Source organism: Halobaculum rarum (assembly GCF_040025155.1).
Classification (GTDB): Archaea; Halobacteriota; Halobacteria; order Halobacteriales; family Haloferacaceae; genus Halobaculum; species Halobaculum rarum.
This window is the reverse complement of the sequence record NZ_CP157275.1, coordinates 1,827,100-1,843,622: the sequence shown is the minus strand read 5'-3', so window position 1 is coordinate 1,843,622 and position 16,523 is coordinate 1,827,100. Positions and strand designations below refer to the sequence as shown.

Here is a 16,523-nt window from a genome sequence, read left to right as displayed (position 1 = left end):
CGCCCGCAGCTCAGACGTCGATAGACTCGTCGCTGCCGACGTCGGCAGCCCCGCAGGAGCTGGCGCCACCATCGTCGTCCGCCGTGCCGTCCGCCACCGTCACGTTTCGCCGGTCGATCCGCGACTCGGTGAGGACGAACGCGTCGCCCGTCACCGACACCCGCGAGTCGACGAACTCCCCGTCGACGTAGTCCGCGTGCAGTCCGTCTCGGTCGGCACCGGGTTGGTGAATACAGATGTCGCGGAAGGACAGCCCGGTCCGGTCGGACGCCTGAATGGCGCCGCCGCCGCTGGCGGTGCCGGTGATAGTGATGGAGTCGCAAACGAACGGCCCGTGCTGACTCTCGGCGTTGGCAGCGCGCTTGATCCGGAGCCCGTTCACGTCGTCGGCGTCGACGCGTATCAGGCAGTTCCTGACGGTCCCGCCACCCAGTTCGGAGGCGAACGTGATCCCGCCGTCACTGGAGGTGACCTCCAACATCTCGACGACGCAGTCCTCGACGAGGACCGAGTGACCCGCACGGAGGCGGATCCCTCGCATGTTCTGGCCGGCCCCCTCCGCGTCGTCACAGCGGACGTGGACTCCCCGAACGATCGCGTCGTCGTCGACCTCGACACGAACGCCGGCTATCCCGTTGTTTCGGTAGCGCCCGCCGATCACGTGGACGCTTCCCTTCGGCGGGTTCGCGTACAGGCCGTTGTCGGGGAAGCCGTCGATCTGACAGTCGACGAACGACACGTCGCCGCGGTTGCTGTCGCCGACCTCACAGCCGGTTACCTTGGTGTCACCCAGCGCGCCGTCGGGGAGGTGGAGCCGCCTGACCATTCCCGAACCGCCCGAGCCGGTCACGTCGACGCGAACGAGGTCCTGGTCGACATCCGCCTCTCCTCGAACCGTGACGTCCTCGATGAAGACGGCGTCGTTCGCGCGCGCGAGTAGCGGCCGTCCGCCTGTGTTCTCGGCGGTGAAATCGAAGGTGATCCCCCGGCAGAACGCCGCGTCGATCGGCTCGGACCAGCCGAACCCGAACAGGACGTCGTCGTTGCCGTCCGGCGGAACGACCGTCGCGTCGTCGCCCGCGAGGCCGATCCGCGAGGCGTCGTCGGCCGCGACCGATCCCTCGAGGCGGTACGTCCCCGGCGGGAGATACAGGAGCGTCTCCGCCCCTATGGCGTCCTCGAACACGTCGTCGATCGGCGTCTCCCCCGTCGGATCCGCGCCCGCATCGACGAGGTCGACCACGTCGTCGAACCCCCACTCGTTGGCGAGCCGTCCGGGCGTCGATCGTTCGGTCGTTCGGGTCGCCCCTTCGGTCGTTCGGGTCGCCCCTTCGGTCGGTGTGTCGTCCTCGCCCGGCCCGGGGTCGGTCACCGACCCGCAGCCTGCGAGACCGACGCCGGCCGAGAGGACGGCAAGTCGACGGAGGAGGGACCGTCGGTCGTCATTCACAACCGAACACCCGGCTCGTATCCGGATTGTTATACAGCCGTCAACGTAGGTAAGGAGCTACTGATACAGCTCGTCTCAGCCCGCGGTCCGAGGGTGATCTACCCGCCGAATTCGGGTGCTTTAGTCAGTAGTATGAACGGCTTACTGCGGTCCGTCTCGCCGTCGGAGTCGCTACTCCGCGAACGCGCGGAGGACGCCCTGCCCGTCCGTCCCGCCCACGTCCGGGAGGGTCGCGCGCTCGGGGTGAGGCATCATCACCGCGACCGTGTCGTGGGCGCCGAGCACGCCCGCGACGTTGGCGGTCGACCCGTTCGGGTTCGCCTCGTCGGTGACGTTCCCGTCGGCGTCGCAGTAGCGGAAGAGGACACGATCCTCCGCCTCCAACGTCTCGAGACGGTCCCCCCGGATCTCGAAGCGACCCTCGCCGTGGGCGATCGGCACCTCGATCACGTCGCCCTCGTCGTAGGCTGCGGTCCATGGCGTGTCCGCGCGCTCGACGCGCAGGTGGACGTGCTCACACTGGAAGCGCGCCGAGCGGTTCGTCGTGAACGCACCCTCGGTGAGCCCGGCCTCACACCCGATCTGGGCGCCGTTGCAGACGCCGAGCACGGGGGTTCCCGACTCGGCTGCGTCACGGACGTCCGCCATGATCGGCTGCCGGGCGGCCATCGCGCCGGCGCGGAGGTAGTCGCCGTACGAGAAGCCGCCGGGAACGACGATCCCGTCGGTGTCGTCCGGAAGGCCGTCCTTGTGCCAGACTCGCTCGGCGTCGACGTCGAGGTGCGCGAGCGCGCGGACGGCGTCGCGATCGCAGTTCGAGCCGCCGAACTGGACGACTGCGACGGTCACGAACTCCACCCCCGGTGGAGTTCGTGAGCAGGGAGTGAAACGACCGTTGTCACGCCGTCCCACCTCCGGGGAGACGGCCACTGAGCGTCGCAGTCGGATGAACCGAGACCGTCATTCGCGCTCCTCGACCGCCACCTCGTAGTCGTGGATGGTCGGGTTCGCGAGCAGCCGGTCGGCCATCTCGCCGGCGCGCTCGCCCGCCTCGTCGGCGTCGGCGGCGTCCAGGTCGATCTCGAAGCGGTCGGCCGAGCGCAGGTCATCCAGTTCGAAGCCGAGCCGTTCGAGCGCCCGCTGCGTCGTCTCAGCCTCCGGGTCGAGCACGCCGTGCTTCAGGCGGACCGTCACCGTGGCGGTGTAACCGGTCATCGTTCGACTCTGCGAGTTCATGCGCAAAATCCGTTTCGGGACGGATTCGATATCCACGTTCGTGTACGGCAGTCGTCGCGCGGAGCGACACCTGTTTACTCGCGGGAGAGGAAACAGTCGGTATGACCGCGGCCGACCGCCCGAATCCGAGGCGCTGGGACACCGAGATCGTCGTCGTCGGGGACGACGCGACGGGACTGGTCGCCCGCGTCACCTCGCTGCTGTTCGAGCGGGGATGCAACATCGAGGACCTGGACCAGGACGTGCGCGGCGGGGTGTTCCGGATGCGCCTGCACGCCGACACCGACGGGATGGTGTGCAAGCCCGCGACGCTGGAGGAGGACCTGCAGGACCTCGGAACCGAGCTCGGCGTCGACATCCGAGTGCGCCTCGCGGACGCCGACGCGGCGCGCAAGGCCGCGCTGCTCGTGACGAAGGAGGCACACGCCCCGCGCGCCGTGCTCGAGGCGTGCGAGGACGGCACCCTCGACGCGGAGGTGCCGGTGATGATCGGCAACCACGACACCCTCCGGTCGCTCGCCGACGAGTACGACGTGCCGTTCGTCGACGTGGGCGACGACGGCGGCTCCCACGACGAGCGCGAGCTGTTGCGCGTGCTCGACGAGTACGACGTCGACTGTCTCGTGCTCGCGCGGTTCATGCGCATCCTCTCGCCGGAGATCGTCTTCCGCTACGAGGGGCGCATCCTCAACGTCCACCCCTCGCTGCTGCCGGCGTACCCCGGCGCGGAGGCGTACCGGCAGGCCGTCGAGGGCGGCGCGCGCGTCCACGGCGCCACCGCCCACTACGTGACGACCGACCTCGATCAGGGGCCGATCATCGCCCAACGGGCGTTCTCTGTCGCCCCCGACGACGGTCCCGAGGATCTGAAAGAACGTGGCCAGCCGCTGGAGGCCGAGGCCCTCGTCGCCGGGCTACAGGCGCACCTCGACGATGCCATCGTCGTCCGGCGCGGCCGCACTCACTTCCGCGAGGGCGTCGATCCGGACGCCTACGATCTGGGCGGCGTCGCGGCGGGACCGGAGTGAGGGCGATCGCCGGCACCGTTTAGCGGCCACGGCCCCTTCACTCGATATCTATGCCGGGGCGCTCCGGTGCGTCGGGGACCGTCGACGCTGCCCTGACACTGTTTCTGTTGGTCGTGGCGCTCGTCGCGCTGGCGCTGCTGCTGTACTACACGACCGACCTGCTCGGCTCGTTGCCCGATCCGCTGCCCGCCTTGTGAGGGAGCCGGATCGACCGCCGACACCGCAATCCGTTCGGCCGCTCAGAGGTTGCGGACGGCGTCGACCGCGTCGCCGACGGCCGGCGCGTCGAACCACTCCCTGCCGGTGTACGCGTTCGTCCCCGCGGCGTACATGTCCGCGACGCGCTCGATCACGCTCTGGTCGAGCGCGGGGGGATCGACCGCACACAGCGGCCGCCAGTCGGCGACGCCCTCCTCGCCCGCGCGCGCTTTCGCGTCGCTCACGGCCTCGACCCATTCGGGCGCGATCTGTTTGTAGTGCTGGCGGACGACCTCCTTGGACACCTCCTGCCCGTCGTACGCGAAGCGGTTCTCGTCGAACGTCCCGACCACGTCGGCGACGCGGACCTCGCCGTCGGCGTACACGCACTCGATCTTGCCGTCCTCGTGGACGAACCCCGCCTCGGCGGCGCGCTCGGTGACCAGGTCGTTCACCTCGCGGGCGACCGATTCCAGCTCCGTCAGCGGCGCCGCGCCGGCGATCCGATCGGCCTCGTCGGCGTCGAGGTAGCGGTCCTGCTCCTCGTACTTCGTGGAGAACTCCACGACCGGATCGGGGAGGTCGACGACCTCGGCCGGCCATTCCTCGTGGTCGAGGCCCACGTCGCTGGGGGCCGCCCGCGATCGGAGGCTGGAGCCGACGGGGACGGTGTTGCGGAAGACGATCTCGAGGGGAACGACGGAGCCGGCGGCTTCGCGGGCTTCCTCGTGAAACGCGTCGTAGTCGTACGCGCCGTCGACGAAGGGGAGATCCGGCACCGTCGCCAGCTCGATGGCGAGCTCGCGGGGCGGTTCGTCGACGGCCGACAGCGGTTCGGCGTTCGGGCCGACCCCGCGGTAGTGCGTGGGGACCCCGGCGTCCTCCAGCAGCTCGAAGTTGTCCGCCCCCATCGTGCACAGGGACGCCCCCTTTCCCGGGATCGGGTCGGGCATCTTCCCCCAATCGAAGACCGAGTAGTCGTCGGTGAAGGCGAACCGGCCGGCGCCGAGGCCGTCGGCGGTCGGCTCGCGCTCGACGACGAACTCCTTGACGCTCGTCATGGTGGAGAGCGCGGGCGGGGAGGGCAAGAACCCTTCCACTCACGTGCGTATCTCAGCGGAGACTGGATCCTATTTATCCACGTTTGTGGGTCGATCGCGGCTGCTGCTCGTCAGGCACGACCTTCCCGGGATTGAGCGTCCCGTTCGGGTCGAGCGCCTCCTTGATCGCCCGCATCGCCCCGACCGCTGCGGCGCCGTGCTCCCGTTCCAAATACTTCCGTTTGCCCGCGCCGATGCCGTGTTCGCCGGTGGCGGTGCCGCCCAACTCCAGGGCGCGCTCGACCAACTCGCCGTAGGCGGCCTCCGCGCGTGCGACCTCGTCGTGGTCGTCCGGGTTCTGCAGGACGAAGTAGTGGAGGTTGCCGTCGCCGGCGTGGCCGAAGCACGGGACGAACAGGTCGTACTCGTCGGCGACGTCCTTTACCGCCCGGATCATCTCCGGGTACGAGCCGATGGGGACGGTCACGTCGCCCGGCTGGCCCATCTCGCGGTCGGGGTCGTACGCCTCCGCCGCGTAGGTGATGTCCTTGCGCGCCTGCCACAGCTCCTCCATGCGCTCGCCGCCGGCCATCTCGAACTCCTCGACGCCGTGGGCCTCGAAGACGGCCCGGCAGAAGTCGATCTCCTCGTCGATCCCGTGGTTCGCGTGGAACTCCACGAAGACCATCGGGCACTCGGGGAGGTCGGCGTCGCTGTAGTCGTTCGCGAGCATCGCCGTCTCGGCGTCGAACAGCTCGATCTTGGCCACGTCGACGCCGGCGGTGACGGCGTCGGAGATGGCGGCGGTCGCGTCGTCGAGCGTCGGGAAGGTGGCCCGGCCGCCCCTGATCTGCTCGGGTCTGCCCGCGAGTTCGAGCGTCGCGCGCGTGACGATCCCGAGGGTCCCCTCGCTGCCGACGATCAGCTCCTTCAGGTTGTATCCGGAGGACGACTTCGCGGCCTTCGAGCCCACGGTCGTGACGGACCCGTCCGCGAGGACGACTTCCAATTCGAGCACCCAGTCTGCCACCTCGCCGTACTTCACCGTCCGCATGCCGGAGGCGTCGGTGGCGATCATGCCGCCGACCGTGGAGATATCGCCCGAGGAGGGAAGCGGCGGGAAGAACAGGCCGTTCGCCGCGACCGCCTCGTCCACGTCGGCGCCGATGGCCCCCGGGCCCACGTCGACCTGAAGGTCGTCCGGCCGGATCTCGTGGACCGCGTCCATCCGGGTCATGTCGAGGCTGATCCCCGCGTGTGCCGGGACCGCGCCGTCCTCCAACCCAGTGCCCGCGGCGTAGGCGGTCACGGGGACGCCGCGGTCGTCCGCGGCGGCGACGACGGCCGATACGTCCGCGGTCGACTCCGGGTACACGACCGCGTCGGGCCGCACCGCGTCGGCGTCGTCGGTGGCGTAGTCGCTCGCGTGCTCCGCGCGGTCGGAGTCGCCGAGGCTGATCTCCCCTGCCAGTTCGAGGTCCGCGAGGAACCCCACCTCGTAGCGGGGTGGATCCGGCGGCCCGTCCGTCGCTCTCTCGCGTGACATTATCACACTCGCGTATCCGAGCGGTCATCAACGCGTCGGTGCGATGGGTCCCACCCCGGATCGATCGCCGTGTGGCTCCCCGCTACGTTTACTCCGGGCGCCGAGAGAGCCCGCACATGGCGACGCAACCGAGGGCGGGAGAGATGCTGGTGGGTGCCTACCTCAAACTGATCGAGGAGTGCGAGATCGTCGCGTACGGACAGCACTCCCCGCTGGAGGGCGAACAGACGGAGGTCGACGTGATCGGCATCCAACCGAGCGGCGACCGGGAGGTCATCCCTGCGAGGTCGCGACCCACCTCCGCGGCCTCGGCTACGGCACCGCCGAGGAGAACGGCGAGCGGGTGGCGAGGAAGTTCAAGCACGCGGAGCGGTACGTCGACCGCGTGTTCGGACCCGCCGAGACGCACCGGTTCCAGTTCTGGAGCCCGAACGTTCCGCCGGCGTCCGAGGCCGCCCTCCGGGAGGTCGCGACCGACTTCGGTTCGCGGACGGACGCCGAGCTCGAGTTGGTCGTCAACGACGGGTACGCCGACCGCGTCGACGAGCTGCGGGCGACGGCGGCCTCGACGTACGCCCAGCGGAACGAGCTCGCGTTCCGATTTCTCCAGATATTGGAACACGTCCGAGCGTGACGGTCAGGGTGGCCGCGACCGCCCCGTTTTTCACACCGTACCCACACCGATCCGACGATGACGCGACCGTCAGCGGCCGACCTCGACCCCGACGATCTCGGGTTCGAGCACGTCCCCGAGACCGACCAGTCGTTCGAGAACGCGCTGGCGAAGGCGCGTGACGGGGCCCGGCTGACGGTCGACGACGCGGTCGAACTGCTCACGACCGGCAGCGACGCCCCCGGAATCGACCGCGAACGCAAGGAGGCGGTGCTGGAGGCGGCCGACCGCCGGCGCGCCGAGGTCGTCGGCGACGAGGTGACGTTCGTCGCGAACCTCAACAACAACGTCACGACCGCCTGCAACACGGGCTGTCTGTTCTGTAACTTCAAGGACACCGCCCACCAGTTCGAGGCCGACTACGGGCACGAGCACGCGGGGTTCACGAAGACGCCGGCGGAGTCGCGCGCGGCGGTCCGGGCGGCCGTCGAGCGCGGCGTCTACGAGGTCACGTCCGTCTCGGGACTGCACCCGGCGTTCGCCCTAAACGACGAGCACCACGAGATCCTCCGTGAGATCGACGACGCCGCGAGCGCGGCGAACTACAAGCCCCCGGAGGCGTACGCAACCGATCCGGGCACCTACGTCGAGCAGATGGCGGCGATGAGCGTCGACGGCGTTCACCTCCACTCGATGACGCCCGAGGAGGCGTACCACGCCCGCCGCGGCACCGACTGGAGCTACGAGGAGGTGTACCGGACGCTCGCTGACGCCGGCCTCGACTCGGCGCCCGGGACGGCCGCGGAGATCCTCGTCGACGAGGTCAGGGACGTGATCTGCCCCGGGAAGATCGACACCCAAGGGTGGATCGACGCGATGGAGGGCGCGATGGCCGCGGGCCTCGACACCACCGCGACGATCATGTACGGCCACGTCGACAACGAGATGCACCGCGCGATGCACCTGAAGCGGGTGCGCGACCTCCAGGACCGCACCGGCGGCATCACGGAGTTCGTCCCCCTCTCGTTCGTCCACGAGCGCACGCCGCTGTACGAGCACGGCGTCGTCGACGGCGGCGCCACGGACGCCGAGGACGAACTCCTGATCGCGGTCTCCAGGCTCTTCCTCGACAACATCGAGAACGTTCAGACCTCGTGGGTGAAGTACGGCGACGAGAAGGCGCTCAAGACCCTCTCCTGTGGCGCGAACGACTTCATGGGCACCATCCTCTCCGAGGAGATCACCAAGCGCGCGGGCGGCTCCTATGGCGAATTCCGCAGCTTCGACGACTACGTCGAGTTGATCACCTCCGTCGGCCGGATCCCCGTCGAGCGCTCGACCGACTACCGCGAACGCCGCCGGATCGACCCCGACGACGGCCCGCCCTTCGGACCGACGCTCGGCCCGAGATCCGACGGGACCCCCCTCCTCAGCGAACGCGAGCGCGCGGAGCGAGGCCGAGCGAAGTGAGGCCTCGATGTGAACGGGGAGAGGGACGACCCGTGAGCGAACGCGCGGGCGACGCGGCGACCGCGGACGACTGACGCGGTTCGACGACGGACCGACTGACCGCGGCTGTTCACGAGTCAGTCCGCCGGGGACGATCGACCGTCCAAGCAACGGGTGGGACTGAAAGGGGCCGGCCGTCTCGCGGGAGACTCCGACGCGAGCACCGCAGGGAGCGAACGGAGTGAGCGACCGAGGAGCGCGGCGAGGACTCGACCGCGAGGCGGCCGGGGGCTTTCGCGGTCGTCGCCGTCGCTGTCGCGGCTGTCGTCGCCGTCGCTGTCGCTGCCGGGGTCAGATCGCCACGAAGACGGTCGACGAACCCTGATCAGTCCTTCCCGAACCGGATCCCGTCGTCCACGAGCCGATAGTTCCGTTCCCGGTCGATGCGCTCGGCCAGCCAGTCGACCTCGTACACCTGCGCCGCCAGTTCGATATAGAGGTCGCGCCACGCGATCGCGTAGATGGGCGACTGCCCCCACGCGCGCAGTTCCGGGACGAACTCGTCGTAGATCTCCGCGCGGTCCTCGGCGTACTCCAAGAAGTCGACCGCGACCGCGGCGGCCTCCGCCTCGTCGGCGGCGTCGGCGAAGCCGTCCTCCAGCGCCTGTCGGTAGCCGACGACGGCGCGCCGGATGTCCTGCTCGGCGGCGCCGTCGTCGTCGGGGAGCGATTCGAGCACGCCGCGCGGGATACCGAGGTCCAGGTCCACGTCCATGCCTCCGGGTTCGGCGGGCGCGAGTAAAGGCTTCCGTCGGGCGAACCGGGTCCGTCCGGCGATTCCGCCGGGTCGTCCGATCACTCCTCGTCGAGGAACCGCGACAGGGCACCCGCACACGACACGCACAACAACGTACGGATCTCCCCGTCGGGAGCGATCCCGTCGACGGCGGCGTACTCGTCGCCGGGGCGGATCGTCGTCCCGCAGCGGTCGCACTCGTGAGGGTTCCGGAGCATCGCTATTCCCCCGGTCGCGTCGCTGCCGCCGGCGGGATCAGATGTACCCCAAGATGCTGGCGACGAGCCCGATGACGAACAGCGCCACCGCCACCGCGGTCAACTCCATGCGCGTCGACCCCTCGCTGCCGGTGCCGCCGATACGCAAGACGATCGCCAGCCCGGCGAGCGCCACGACGAGCACCACGACGCTGTACACCGTATTCAGGAGTGTCGAAACCATAATCGCGGGTCACTCCGCCGCCTAATAAAAGTCCGTACCGAGACGGGATCTTCCGGGGACGACGACCCGCCTTCGGGGACGTCCGGGCCGGTGCCGCGGGGCGAATATATATCCGGACGGGCCGCCGACGCCGGGGTATGCGAATGGAACTGCGCGTCTGTAAGCACTGCCTCGCGGGCGAGCACGGCAACCCGTCGAAGACCGAGGTGTCGAAGGACATGGTCGAGTGCGCCGAGACCGTCCGCGAGTACAAGGACCTCATCGGACTGGACAGCATCTACATCACGAAGGTGACCGAGGGCGACAGCGGCGCCGCCCAGGCGCTGCCGGCGGTCGTCGCCAGCATCGAGGGGAACCAGATCCAGCTGTCGGACACGCAGCTCGTGATGGAGGACGACGACGGCAACATGCTCGTGTATCCCGAGCCGAAGGACATCCTCGAGGTGCTCACGCGAAACGTCGAGCAGATCAACACCCACACGAGCAACGACGTGACGGTCGATCTGAGCGAGGAGGCGCTGCGCCTCGGCGTCGAGGCCTGACCGGATCGTCCGCCGTCCGCGTTGAGCGTTCGATCGGCCCTCAGTCCGGAATCGACACGTCACGTATCCTGAGCCAGTACTCGCCGCCCGCGAGCAGCGCGTACGCGAGGACGTAGAACGGCGCGAACACGAACACGAAGAGGAACCCCGGCGAGTCGCCCTGCCCGCTCCCGAACGGCGGGAACTCGACCAACACGTGCCAGAACAGAAGGATCACCGCGAGCAGCGCAACCGGGCTCCGGAGGTCCGCTCGAATCCACAGAACGATCGGGACGCCGACGGTTCCGAGCGCGAACGTCGACTGTATCACAAGCGCGTGCCACAGCGTCCCCGAGATCGAGACACCCGACGACGGAAGGACGCTGTATCCGAGCACGATCAGGGCGTAGCCGACGGCGGCGGCGACGCCCGCGATGAGCGCGGTCGTCGTCTCGGAGAACGGGGACCGACGATGGAGGGCGTGCACGCTCGGTCGGTTCTCGACGGGATGATAAAATCGTTCCCGCGGGGACCGGACGATCCGGTCCCGCGCGGCGCAGGTCGACGGCACGCCCGTAATCGCCCCGCAGTCATTCCGGGATTTCGCTCCGCTCGCGTCTCGCTGTGTTCGTGGGCGGAGCGGCACGGGACCGCTCCGCCGTCCCTCCGAGACGCTCGCTCCGCTCGCGTCTCGCTCTACTCCTCGGACTCGACGTGCCCGCCGTCGGTGGCGGCCGTCGGCTCCGAGTCCTCCTGCTCCAGCTGCTTCTGCCAGCGGACGCGCAGCAGGTTGCCGTACATCTGGAGGACGAGCCCGAGCAGCAGCACGAACACGCCCATGTTGATGCCGACGGTCAGCAGGATGTCGGCCGGCCCCCCGCCGATCGCGAGCTCACGGGGGACGGGGTACCCCTCGTCGAACAGGCTGCCGAGTAGGACCGACACGATACCGATCACCGTCATCGCGCCGACGACCGTCGACGCCATGTTCCAGGACGGGGAGAGTTCGAGCCGCTCGATGCCCGTTCCCTCGGTGTTGTCGTCGTGGTCCTCGGGGATCATCGACTTCGGAATGAACGCCTTGACCTCCACCGGGTACAGCGCCGGGTGGAAGCCGTGCTCGAAGATGTGGAACATGACCCCCATCAGCATGATGACGCCCAGCAGGCCGTGGAACGTGACGAACGCCGCGGCGGCGGTCTTTGTCGCCATGAGGTCCATCACGCCGGTCTTCGACCAGATGAGGATCCCCGAGATCGTCAGCAGCGCCAGCTCGATCGCGAAGATGAACACGACGCCCTTGCCGATGTAGGTGAGCAGCGGGATCTCGTCGGCCGTGCCGCCCGCGAACTGGCGGGCGTTCGGGTGGCGCTCGTCGGCGTTCCCCAGGAGGAACTGTACGTCCTGGATGAACGCGTCGAAGTCATCCTTCGACGGGAGGATCTCCCCGAAGTTGCCGCGGCCGGTGCCGGTCGTCACCATCATCAGCATCCAGAAGACGATGAGCGCGAGCAGCCCGCCGCCCGCGATGCGGTGAACCGCGGAGACGCCGGTTGCGCCCCCCATGAGGTTCACCATCCACCACAGCTCGTCGTTGAACATGAGGCTGTAGCCCGAGAAGAACAGCACGAACACGTCCAGTGCCAACAGCGTGTGGAACGTGGTCGTCATCTTGCTGAACTTCCCGTGATCGAGCTGCGTCATCGGCGCTCACCTCCGTCGGTTGCGGCATCGTCGCCGGGCACGTCGTCCGCGCCGTCCACGCGCCCGCCGTCGGCGGCGACCGTGCTGTCGGCCTCGCGGTCCTCTCCAGGCTGGCGCATCCGGCCGGCGAGCCGGCGGAACGCGCCCCAGTGGAGGAACACCATGAACAGGATGAACACGCCCATGATCACGTCGGCCGCGTGCGTGATCGCGATCAGGAAGTCGAGCCACGCGACCTGATTACCCGAGGTCCAATCGGATCCGACGCCGGCGTTGGCACCATCGGCGACGGGTTGGATACGGAACAGCTCCTCGTGGAACACCGCGAAGTCCGCAGCCCACCACAGGATCAGCGCTGTTACCGCGAGCGCGACGACCGCGTTGATCGCGATCGCCGTCCGCGGGTAGCCCTTGGTCTCCGGAAGGTGCTCTCGATAGCTCATGCGTTGCTCCCCTCGAACTCGTCGGCGTCCTCGCCGAAGATGATCTCCATGGCCACGCCGTTGAAGAACGAGTCGGAGCCGCGCCGGTCCAGTTCGTTCGAGATCTCCTCGGCGTCACCAACGAGCAGCGCATCGGTCGCGCACTCCTCGGCGCAGGCGGGCCCCTTGCCCACGTCCTGGCGCTCCTCGCACATCGTGCACTTGTCCATCGTCCCGCCGCTGCCGAACAGTTGCGCGGCGCCCTCGTCCGAACCGGGGAACTGCGGCGCGCCGAACGGACACGCCGACAGGCAGTACTGGCAGCCCACACAGAGGTTGTCCCGCACGTCGACGAACCCATCGTCTTTCTTGATCAACGAGTCCGTCGGGCACACCGAGACACACGGCGCTTCCTCACAGTGGTAACACTGCATCGGGATCGCCGTCTCGCCCGGCGAGGCGCCCTCCTGACCGAGTGCTCCGCCACTGTTGGTGTTGTACCGCTCCATCGGCTCGGCGGGCTGTCCCTCCAGCATCGTCGAGATGCTGATGCGCTGCTCGTCTCTGGGCACGTCCCACGTGCGTTTACACGCGACGACGCACCCGCCGCAGTCGATGCAGGCTTCGACGTCCGGGAAGATTCGAACATCGTCGCCGGTGCTCATCACCCCCTGACTCATCACCTGTTTGCTGGTTTCGTTAGTTGCCATTGGGAATCACTGAACCGTGCTGCTGTCGCGGACGTCGTAGTCCTTCTGCCGGCCGAAGCCGTCGCGGTCCTGCGGGAACTCGTACGACTCGATGTCGACGACGTTCTCCGAGAGGCCGTCCTCCTCGACGGGCCGCATCGACAGCTCCTCGACCACCGAGGGCGTCGCCTTCTGAATCCGGACCATCGACGCCTTCGTCTCCTGCATCTGGGTCTCCACGTCGTAGCCGCGGGAGGTGATCGCGTTCACCGACTCGCCGATCGCGTACGGCACGGTGCCGTCGGGATAGCGGTCCTCCAGCGACTCGCCCTTGAACATCCCGCCCCAGTGGAACGGGAAGAACGTCTCGCTGTCGTTCGGGCGGTGCGTGACGCGCGCCTTCAGCAGGATCGACCCGCGGTCGGTCGTCGAGGCGACCACGAGATCGCCGCCGTCGATGTCCAGCCGCTCGGCCATGTCCGGGTTGATCTCCACGTACATGTGCGGCTGGAGGTCGGCGGTGTGCTTGTTCGAGCGCGTCTCGGAGCCGCCGCCCTGGTGTTCGACCTGGCGGCCGCTCGTGAGGATCGTCCACTCGGCGTCGCCCGACTGTTCGTCGAACGCGCCGGCGTCGGTGAGCCGCTGCATGGATTCCTCCTGGACCGTCGAGTTGTTCTGGTCGAGACGGTAGAAGTTCCGCTGCTGGCCGTTCGACGGCCACTGTTCGACCAGGTCCGGTCGCGGGCTCTCGATCGGCTCGCGGTGGACCGGCGTCGTGTCGAGGAAGCTCCAGACGACACCGCGAGCGCGGCCGCGCCCGGTCGGCGCGTCCGGCTGCGGGTTGTCGAACTGGCCGTAGAAGTCCATGTCGTAGTCGGCCCAGTCGTACTTCCCGTTCATCGCCTCGGCGGTGTCGGCGACCGACGTGTCCTCGCGGAGCGCGTACTCGTACGGGATCGTCAGCGCGTCAGCGTTCGAGGGGTCGTCCGGCATCGTCGTCGCGAAGCCGGGGTACTGCGGGACGCCCTCGACCGTTCCGTCCCACCACTCGGGCTCGTAGGAGTCACGTAGCAGGCTGAGTCCTTCCTCTCCCTGCTGGTCGTACGTCGTCTGCATCGGGTACGGCTCGTCCGTCGACATCTCCTCCCACTCCTCGGGCGTGGGCGCCTGCACGCCCCACCGGGTGCGGAAGTCCTGTCCCCCGTCGCGGGGGTCCATGTCGTCGTTCCAGAGGATCGGCGTTCCCGGGTGTCCCTCGCCCCAGCACGGCCACGGGAGCATCCAGTACTCGCCGTCGACGGGCGTGCCGGGCGCGTCGGCCTTCGCGTCCTCGGTGGAGAAGGCGTAGTCGTACTCCAGATGCTGCTGGAGCCGTTCGGGGTCCTGACAGTAGCCGATCGTCCGCATGCCGAGGTTGAACTCCCGGATGACCGCCTCGTACGTCGACTTACCGTTGTGCAGCGCCGGGCCCGAGCCCCAGTCGAAGTGCTCGCCCATGCCGAGGTGACCCGCCAGTTCCTGCATGATACGCAGGTCGGGGCGGGAGTTGTGACCCGGCGAGCGAACCGGCTCGGACCACTGGGTCGCGCGGTGGGAGTTCGTCAGCGAGCGGTAGTGCTCGTACTGGCTGGAGGCCGCAAGCAGGACGACCTCCGTGTCGGACTGGTCCACGTCGGCCAGCACCGACGCCACCGACGGGAACACGTCCACCACGACCAGCAGGTCGAGGTTCTCGATCGCCTTCCGCTGTTTCTCCATCTCGGAGATGGAGTTGAGCGAGTGGCCCCACACGATCGCCGCCTTCAGCTGGTTGGGCTGGTAGATCGGCGTCTCGTTGAGCCGCTCCTCCTGCGGGAGCGCGGCGTCGAACCAGCGGGCCACCGTCAGGCCCTTCTGGAACATCATCGAGTTCTCTGCCGGGAACGACTCGTCGATGTCGTCGGCGTTCTCGGTGTTGGCCGACTGCCGGACGTACTTCTCCGGCGGCATCTGGCCGTACTCGTCGTACAGCTCCTCGAACTCGATGGTGCCCGAGGTCTGTGGCGTGCGCGACCAGACGTCACACCAGTACTGCCACGATCCGGGCGAGCCGACCGAGTAGTAGCCCGGCAGGATGTGGCTCGCGACCGCGAGGTCCGTCGCGCCTTGAACGTTCGCGTGCCCGCGCATGACCTGCAGACCGCCGCCCGACTGGGCCGCCGCGCCGGCGCCCAGCGAGAGCATCGCGTACGAGCGGATGTTCTGGGTCCCGTTGTTGTGCTGGGTCCCGCCCATCGCCCACTCGATCTGCATCTTCGGCTTGTTCTCGACGATGAGGTCCGTCAGCTCCTCGATCTCGTCGGTCGAGAGCCACGTGATGTCGGAGACCGTCTCGAGGTCGTAGTCGTCGAGGTCGTTCTCGACGTCCGGCCACGCCTGCACGCGCCCCTCGAGCATCTCGTCGTCCAGCTCCCCGCGGTCGCGGAGCTGCTTGATGACCCCCATCATGAGGGCCACGTCCGTGCCGGGACGCAGGCGGTAGAAGTAGTCGGCGTGGGCGGCGGTCTTGGTGAACCGCGGCTCGACGACGACGATATCCCCGCCACGCTTCTGGCCCTCGAGGATGTGCTGCATCGCGATCGGGTGGGCCTCGGCGGGGTTCTGCCCGATTATCAGGTTCATATCGAAGTTCCGATAATCGTTGATCGAGTTCGTCATCGCCCCGTAGCCCCACGTGTTCGCGAGGCCGGCGACCGTCGTCGAGTGGCAGATCCGCGCCTGGTGGTCGACGTTGTTCGTGCCCCACAGCGACGCGAGCTTCCGGAACGCGTACGACTCCTCGTTGGAGTGGTGCGCGCTTCCGAGCCACATGGTGCTGTCGGCCCCGTACTCGTCTTTGATCCGGGTCAGCTCGTCGGAGACCGTGGAGTACGCCTCGTCCCACGAGAGCTTCTCCCAGCCGCCGTCGACCTTCCGCATCGGCGACTTCAGTCGCTTCTCGGAGTGCTCCGTCTCGTAGATGCCCGCGCCCTTCGAGCAGAGCGATCCGTTGTTGACCGGGTGGTCCTCCCACGGCTCCATTCCCACGAAGGAGTTGCCCTTCTTCTCGCCGTGGAAGCCACAGCCGACCGAACAGTAATTGCAGATCGTCTTCGTCAGCTCGTTATAATCTGTGTCCGTTCCGTCCTCTTCCTCCTCGTCGCTCTGCGCCAGCGCTTGTCCCGCGCCGCCGCCACCGAGGGCGACCGCGCCGGCCAGCGCGCTCGCCTTCATGAACGACCGTCTGTCTAGGTCCAGTGAGACCGGTTCCGTGCTCATTGTGTTATGTTGACATCCACCACTGGTTGGTGCGCTATCGTGACAGTGCATGTAATCAACCTCCTTTAATCTTCGCCACGAGCGTGACTGAAT

At 68.2% G+C, this 16,523-nt stretch carries 18 protein-coding genes; 5 read left to right on the top strand and 13 right to left on the bottom strand.

What is annotated here, in order from left to right; genetic code table 11:
* Positions 1–10 precede the first annotated feature (10 nt).
* The 3 genes from ABJD39_RS09560 to purS all read right to left on the bottom strand — a co-directional run bounded on the left by ABJD39_RS09560 (position 11) and on the right by purS (position 2,665).
* Entirely contained in the window at positions 11–1,450 is a 1,440-nt protein-coding gene (locus tag ABJD39_RS09560) for a right-handed parallel beta-helix repeat-containing protein (RefSeq protein ID WP_348607634.1), read from the bottom strand.
* A gap of 171 nt (positions 1,451–1,621) precedes the next feature.
* On the bottom strand, positions 1,622–2,299 hold the full coding sequence (gene purQ, locus ABJD39_RS09555) for a phosphoribosylformylglycinamidine synthase I (RefSeq protein WP_348607631.1): 678 nt from the start codon (positions 2,297–2,299) through the stop codon (positions 1,622–1,624).
* A gap of 111 nt (positions 2,300–2,410) precedes the next feature.
* The gene (gene purS / locus ABJD39_RS09550; protein ID WP_348607628.1) at positions 2,411–2,665 is read right to left on the bottom strand and encodes a phosphoribosylformylglycinamidine synthase subunit PurS; all 255 of its coding nucleotides are present in this window, start codon (positions 2,663–2,665) and stop codon (positions 2,411–2,413) included.
* 122 nt (positions 2,666–2,787) lie between these two features.
* On the opposite strand from purS, the gene ABJD39_RS09545 reads away from it, so the two are divergent.
* Both ABJD39_RS09545 and ABJD39_RS09540 read left to right on the top strand, forming a co-directional pair.
* Positions 2,788–3,714, top strand: coding sequence for a formyltetrahydrofolate deformylase (locus ABJD39_RS09545; RefSeq protein ID WP_348607625.1), 927 nt, complete (start codon positions 2,788–2,790; stop codon positions 3,712–3,714).
* Between the two features lie 50 nt (positions 3,715–3,764).
* Entirely contained in the window at positions 3,765–3,911 is a 147-nt protein-coding gene (locus ABJD39_RS09540; protein WP_348607622.1) for a hypothetical protein, read from the top strand.
* A 42-nt stretch (positions 3,912–3,953) separates the two neighbouring features.
* Here the strand turns inward: ABJD39_RS09540 and ABJD39_RS09535 are convergent, their stop codons facing one another.
* Both ABJD39_RS09535 and ABJD39_RS09530 read right to left on the bottom strand, forming a co-directional pair.
* Complete coding sequence (locus ABJD39_RS09535) at positions 3,954–4,973, bottom strand: phosphoribosylaminoimidazolesuccinocarboxamide synthase (protein WP_348607619.1); 1,020 nt, start codon at positions 4,971–4,973, stop codon at positions 3,954–3,956.
* 73 nt (positions 4,974–5,046) lie between these two features.
* A complete protein-coding gene (locus ABJD39_RS09530) occupies positions 5,047–6,498 on the bottom strand; it encodes an FAD-binding oxidoreductase (protein WP_348607617.1) in 1,452 nt (483 codons plus the stop codon).
* 343 nt (positions 6,499–6,841) lie between these two features.
* Here ABJD39_RS09530 and ABJD39_RS09525 point away from each other — a divergent pair, with 343 nt between their 5' ends.
* Together ABJD39_RS09525 and cofH are read left to right on the top strand one after the other, a co-directional pair.
* On the top strand, positions 6,842–7,132 hold the full coding sequence (locus ABJD39_RS09525; protein WP_348607615.1) for a hypothetical protein: 291 nt from the start codon (positions 6,842–6,844) through the stop codon (positions 7,130–7,132).
* Between the two features lie 57 nt (positions 7,133–7,189).
* On the top strand, positions 7,190–8,581 hold the full coding sequence (cofH, locus tag ABJD39_RS09520) for a 7,8-didemethyl-8-hydroxy-5-deazariboflavin synthase subunit CofH (RefSeq protein ID WP_348607612.1): 1,392 nt from the start codon (positions 7,190–7,192) through the stop codon (positions 8,579–8,581).
* Between the two features lie 364 nt (positions 8,582–8,945).
* Here the strand turns inward: cofH and ABJD39_RS09515 are convergent, their stop codons facing one another.
* From ABJD39_RS09515 to ABJD39_RS09505, 3 genes are all read right to left on the bottom strand, one after another.
* Complete coding sequence (locus ABJD39_RS09515) at positions 8,946–9,335, bottom strand: hypothetical protein (RefSeq protein ID WP_348607609.1); 390 nt, start codon at positions 9,333–9,335, stop codon at positions 8,946–8,948.
* Positions 9,336–9,415: 80 nt separating this feature from the next.
* Entirely contained in the window at positions 9,416–9,574 is a 159-nt protein-coding gene (locus ABJD39_RS09510) for a hypothetical protein (RefSeq protein WP_348607607.1), read from the bottom strand.
* A 37-nt stretch (positions 9,575–9,611) separates the two neighbouring features.
* Entirely contained in the window at positions 9,612–9,797 is a 186-nt protein-coding gene (locus tag ABJD39_RS09505) for a hypothetical protein (protein WP_348607604.1), read from the bottom strand.
* A gap of 137 nt (positions 9,798–9,934) precedes the next feature.
* Here ABJD39_RS09505 and ABJD39_RS09500 point away from each other — a divergent pair, with 137 nt between their 5' ends.
* A complete protein-coding gene (locus ABJD39_RS09500; protein ID WP_222913295.1) occupies positions 9,935–10,339 on the top strand; it encodes a hypothetical protein in 405 nt (134 codons plus the stop codon).
* Positions 10,340–10,379: 40 nt separating this feature from the next.
* Here the strand turns inward: ABJD39_RS09500 and ABJD39_RS09495 are convergent, their stop codons facing one another.
* The 5 genes from ABJD39_RS09495 to ABJD39_RS09475 form a co-directional block, all read right to left on the bottom strand.
* Positions 10,380–10,805 carry a hypothetical protein gene (locus ABJD39_RS09495; protein WP_348607601.1) on the bottom strand — a complete coding sequence of 142 codons (426 nt, stop codon included), beginning with the start codon at positions 10,803–10,805 and terminating at the stop codon, positions 10,380–10,382.
* Between the two features lie 209 nt (positions 10,806–11,014).
* Positions 11,015–12,022 carry a cytochrome b/b6 domain-containing protein gene (locus tag ABJD39_RS09490; RefSeq protein WP_348607598.1) on the bottom strand — a complete coding sequence of 336 codons (1,008 nt, stop codon included), beginning with the start codon at positions 12,020–12,022 and terminating at the stop codon, positions 11,015–11,017.
* Entirely contained in the window at positions 12,019–12,465 is a 447-nt protein-coding gene (locus ABJD39_RS09485) for a hypothetical protein (protein WP_348607596.1), read from the bottom strand. The genes ABJD39_RS09490 and ABJD39_RS09485 overlap by 4 nt, the downstream gene beginning before the upstream one ends.
* A complete protein-coding gene (locus ABJD39_RS09480) occupies positions 12,462–13,154 on the bottom strand; it encodes a 4Fe-4S dicluster domain-containing protein (protein WP_348607593.1) in 693 nt (230 codons plus the stop codon). Before ABJD39_RS09480 ends, ABJD39_RS09485 begins: the two co-directional genes overlap by 4 nt.
* A 6-nt stretch (positions 13,155–13,160) precedes the next feature.
* Positions 13,161–16,430: a molybdopterin-dependent oxidoreductase gene (locus ABJD39_RS09475; RefSeq protein WP_348607590.1), complete on the bottom strand. Its 3,270-nt coding sequence runs from the start codon at positions 16,428–16,430 to the stop codon at positions 13,161–13,163.
* Positions 16,431–16,523: the final 93 nt, after the last annotated feature.

Coding starts and splice junctions, on each gene's coding strand:
- purS (WP_348607628.1), bottom strand. CDS start 2,665: ATGACCGGTTACACCGCCACGGTGACGGTCCGCCTGAAGCACGGCGTG.
- ABJD39_RS09545 (WP_348607625.1), top strand. CDS start 2,788: ATGACCGCGGCCGACCGCCCGAATCCGAGGCGCTGGGACACCGAGATC.
- ABJD39_RS09540 (WP_348607622.1), top strand. CDS start 3,765: ATGCCGGGGCGCTCCGGTGCGTCGGGGACCGTCGACGCTGCCCTGACA.
- ABJD39_RS09535 (WP_348607619.1), bottom strand. CDS start 4,973: ATGACGAGCGTCAAGGAGTTCGTCGTCGAGCGCGAGCCGACCGCCGAC.
- ABJD39_RS09530 (WP_348607617.1), bottom strand. CDS start 6,498: ATGTCACGCGAGAGAGCGACGGACGGGCCGCCGGATCCACCCCGCTAC.
- cofH (WP_348607612.1), top strand. CDS start 7,190: ATGACGCGACCGTCAGCGGCCGACCTCGACCCCGACGATCTCGGGTTC.
- ABJD39_RS09515 (WP_348607609.1), bottom strand. CDS start 9,335: ATGGACGTGGACCTGGACCTCGGTATCCCGCGCGGCGTGCTCGAATCG.
- ABJD39_RS09510 (WP_348607607.1), bottom strand. CDS start 9,574: ATGCTCCGGAACCCTCACGAGTGCGACCGCTGCGGGACGACGATCCGC.
- ABJD39_RS09505 (WP_348607604.1), bottom strand. CDS start 9,797: ATGGTTTCGACACTCCTGAATACGGTGTACAGCGTCGTGGTGCTCGTC.
- ABJD39_RS09500 (WP_222913295.1), top strand. CDS start 9,935: ATGCGAATGGAACTGCGCGTCTGTAAGCACTGCCTCGCGGGCGAGCAC.
- ABJD39_RS09490 (WP_348607598.1), bottom strand. CDS start 12,022: ATGACGCAGCTCGATCACGGGAAGTTCAGCAAGATGACGACCACGTTC.
- ABJD39_RS09485 (WP_348607596.1), bottom strand. CDS start 12,465: ATGAGCTATCGAGAGCACCTTCCGGAGACCAAGGGCTACCCGCGGACG.
- ABJD39_RS09480 (WP_348607593.1), bottom strand. CDS start 13,154: ATGGCAACTAACGAAACCAGCAAACAGGTGATGAGTCAGGGGGTGATG.
- ABJD39_RS09475 (WP_348607590.1), bottom strand. CDS start 16,430: ATGAGCACGGAACCGGTCTCACTGGACCTAGACAGACGGTCGTTCATG.